The 3,235-nt window shown below is 52.6% G+C and carries 4 protein-coding genes; all 4 read left to right on the forward strand.

Annotation, left to right across the window (positions count from 1 at the left end; all coding sequences use genetic code 11):
* Positions 1-609, forward strand: a 609-nt coding sequence (locus AC1DVF_RS28720; RefSeq protein ID WP_477783573.1) for an SDR family oxidoreductase, incomplete at its 5' end; no start/stop codon positions are given.
* 435 nt (positions 610-1,044) lie between these two features.
* The gene (locus AC1DVF_RS28725; protein WP_224790111.1) at positions 1,045-1,410 is read left to right on the forward strand and encodes a MarR family winged helix-turn-helix transcriptional regulator; all 366 of its coding nucleotides are present in this window, start codon (positions 1,045-1,047) and stop codon (positions 1,408-1,410) included.
* A gap of 76 nt (positions 1,411-1,486) precedes the next feature.
* Positions 1,487-2,233 carry an NADPH-dependent F420 reductase gene (locus AC1DVF_RS28730; RefSeq protein ID WP_122687202.1) on the forward strand — a complete coding sequence of 249 codons (747 nt, stop codon included), beginning with the start codon at positions 1,487-1,489 and terminating at the stop codon, positions 2,231-2,233.
* 219 nt (positions 2,234-2,452) lie between these two features.
* Positions 2,453-3,187, forward strand: a complete 735-nt coding sequence (locus AC1DVF_RS28735) for an NADPH-dependent F420 reductase (protein ID WP_016985334.1) — start codon at positions 2,453-2,455, stop codon at positions 3,185-3,187.
* Positions 3,188-3,235 lie beyond the last annotated feature (48 nt).

Raw genomic sequence — 3,235 nt, forward strand, 5'->3', positions numbered from 1 at the left:
GGTATTGAATCAGTAGTGCTGGACGTCTCCGACCCACAATCCATCCAGCGCACCAGCGAAGCGCTTGCGATCAGCCATCCAAATCTAAACGTTCTCATAAACAACGCTGGGATCATGCACTGGGAGGATCTGACTGATCCGGAAAGCCTGAGCACAGCCGAAGATATCGTGACGACGAACTTACTTGGCACGATTCGCATGGTCTACGCATTCACTCCCCATCTGAGCAAGCAGCCCAGTGCAACGATAGTGAATGTCAGCTCGGCGTTGGCCTTTGTACCGTTGCCAGCTACACCGACCTACAGCGCAACCAAAGCGGCAGTTCACTCATTCACTCAAAGTCTTCGAGTGCAACTTGAGGATTCGTCCGTCGAAGTGATCGAGCTTGCGCCGCCAGGGGTACGTACCACATTGCTTGGACAGGAAAACGACGAAAACGCCATGCCATTGGAGGAGTTTTTGGATGAAGTCTTCGAACTGCTCAAGATTTCTCCGACCCCGCCTGAACTCGTCGTCGAACGCGCGAAGCCATTACGATTTGCAGAAGCGAGCGGATCACATGGTGATGTCTTGAAAATGCTCGCGGGATACAAGCCGCCGGCAGAGTAACGTTTACCTCGTGAGTACACCTGRTTCCATCCAGGGGGGGGCAGATCATATCTGCGCCCCAGGCGGTGCAACCGCGTCTCGCTTGGCATGCTCAGACGCACGTACTGAGAAATTAAGACAGAGTTGGTCACCCAATCGCGTCAAGATGATCACCGCCTTATACGCACCCAACCATCCGCGCGCATGGCACCAGATCCAAGCTGCTCGATGTCCTCGCGCACGCAGATTCGTCTTCTCTTAGAACCAATTATCAAGTGGCCACGCAGTGGTACTTCATCTAAAAAAAAGCCACCAGCCTCGGAAGCTGTTGACACACGGCGGGTCTACGCATAATTTATGTAGCACACTACACAATAGTAGACGATATATATGAATTCGGCAGCACGCAGCGTAGCCACAGAACTCTCCTTCGCGCTCAACGCAGCTGCGAACCGGATGGTTCGATTACACAAACCGTTTCTCGAACCGCTTGGCCTCACCTTCTCGCAGTACCTGGTCACGCTCGAGCTTTTGAACGGGTCGCCTCTTTCTGTGAGCGATTTATGTGATCGCCTCGACATGGAGACCGGCACGCTTACGCCGCTACTGAAGAGGCTTGAAGCTGCTGGAGTGATTACACGCACACGCGACTCCTCCGATGAACGCCGAGTGCTTATTGATCTCACAGAGCCTAGCCGTGCCATGGAGGATGAGCTTCGCAGCATCACCGACAAGATCAGAACTGCGTGCCAGCTCACGTCAGAAGATCTTGAGGAGCTTCGGTGCACACTTGAGGGTCTGGCGCGACCGGCTACCACTTAGTACCTGCCTTAGAGGCGGCTAGCAACGGCAGATCCACATGTCATGCACACCTAAGCTCCAAAGATGAGGAATCTCTATGAACATCGGAATTATTGGTAGCGGATTTATCGGGGGAACACTGGCAAAACTGCTCAGCGCTGCCGGCCATACAGTAAGGGTCGCTAACTCCCGTGGGCCAAATACTGTTAATGCTGACGTGCTTTCCACGGGCGCGCTGGCGGTCACGAAAGAAGAAGCTTTGGTTGGCGCCGACGTCGTGATTCTTTCGATCCCTTTTATCCGCATTCCGGATCTTAAAACGCTTGTTGCCGAGCTTCCTGAAGAAAGCGTAATCATCGACACATCCAACTATATACCGGCGCGCGACGAGCGATTGGAAGCCATCGAGAATGGCCAGCCTGACAGTGTCTGGGCATCCGAACAAATTGGCCGTCCACTCGCAAAAGCTTGGAACACGATTTACTCCGCGTCATTAAACGAAGCGGGTAGGCCTGCTGGCGACCCGGATCGCATTGCCGTCCCTATCGCTGCGGATCGTGATCACGACCGTGTCGTGACGATGTCACTGGTCGAGGATTCCGGATTCGATGCCTACCATGCTGGCTCGTTAGCAGAATCCTGGAGACAACAGTGTGGCACTCCTTGCTATTGCACTGAAGTAACGCTTGAGTCCCTTCCGCAGGCACTGACAGACGCGGATCTGGCGCGCGCTCGAAAGCGTCAAGATCTTTTCTTCGCGGTGTATAAAGAAAGGTTTGGCACAATTGGAACAAATCCAAGCCGCGACTACATTGTTCAGCTTTCGAAGTTGATATATGGATGAAGTAGTCGTCATAACAGCACTTCGACGAAGCTTTATCAAAATACAGAGACATATGAAGCGCGGACTATTAAAAGTCTAACGCGATTTGGTGGATTTTCAATCTCTCACACATGGTCAGCGTTTTCAAAACAACTGTTTGGCAACTGAACGCTAAGGCGAGCCAGCAGCAGTCATTCACGCAATTACTTTAATCTTGCTTACATGCGAGGAGTTATTTAAATGAAAATCGGAATTATCGGCGCAGGTAACATTGGGGCTACCCTTGCCCGTAAACTCGCGGCGGGCGGTCACGAAGTTAAACTGGCAAACTCGAAGGGCCCGCAGAGCATTCAGAATCTTGCCAATGAAATCGGCGTAAATGCGGTTACTAAGGAAGAGGCGGTGTCTGAGGTAGACGTCGTTATCCTCTCGATCCCCTTCGCAAGCTACCCTGATCTCAAACAGACCTTGAGCAATGTGCCGGAGACAACCGTCGTCATTGACACGTCCAATTATTATCCGGGACGCGACGGGGCAATCAAAGAAGTTGACGACGGCAAGCCTGAGAGCGTTTGGGTAAGCGAACAGATTGGTCACCCAGTTGTTAAGGCATGGAACGCTTTACTGGCTGCGACCCTTGCCGATAAAGGTCAACCAGCCGGTTCTTCATCGCGCATAGCCATACCCGTAGCTGGGGGAGATACCAGAGCTGAAACAATCGCGCAGGATCTTGTTGAGGATACGGGCTTTATCGCGCTCGCCTCAGGCCCCCTTGAAGACTCATGGCGCCAGCAACCAGGTACACCTGCTTACTGCACTGAGCTGACCTTGCCGGAACTCAAATTGGCATTGAATGCGGCAGACAAGTCACGGGCGCCTCAAAACCGCGACGCACTCATTGCCAAGTTTATGACTCCCGGTAGTCAGTTTACTCACGAGCAAATTGTTGCCACCAACCGGGCAATGACGGCCTGACTTTTCGGATTAGGTGGGATCTGTATCTAGTATCCCACCCTTATTGAT

The organism is Pseudomonas sp. P4_D7 (genome assembly GCF_056401755.1).

Coding starts and splice junctions, on each gene's coding strand:
- AC1DVF_RS28725 (WP_224790111.1), top strand. CDS start 1,045: ATGGTTCGATTACACAAACCGTTTCTCGAACCGCTTGGCCTCACCTTC.
- AC1DVF_RS28730 (WP_122687202.1), top strand. CDS start 1,487: ATGAACATCGGAATTATTGGTAGCGGATTTATCGGGGGAACACTGGCA.
- AC1DVF_RS28735 (WP_016985334.1), top strand. CDS start 2,453: ATGAAAATCGGAATTATCGGCGCAGGTAACATTGGGGCTACCCTTGCC.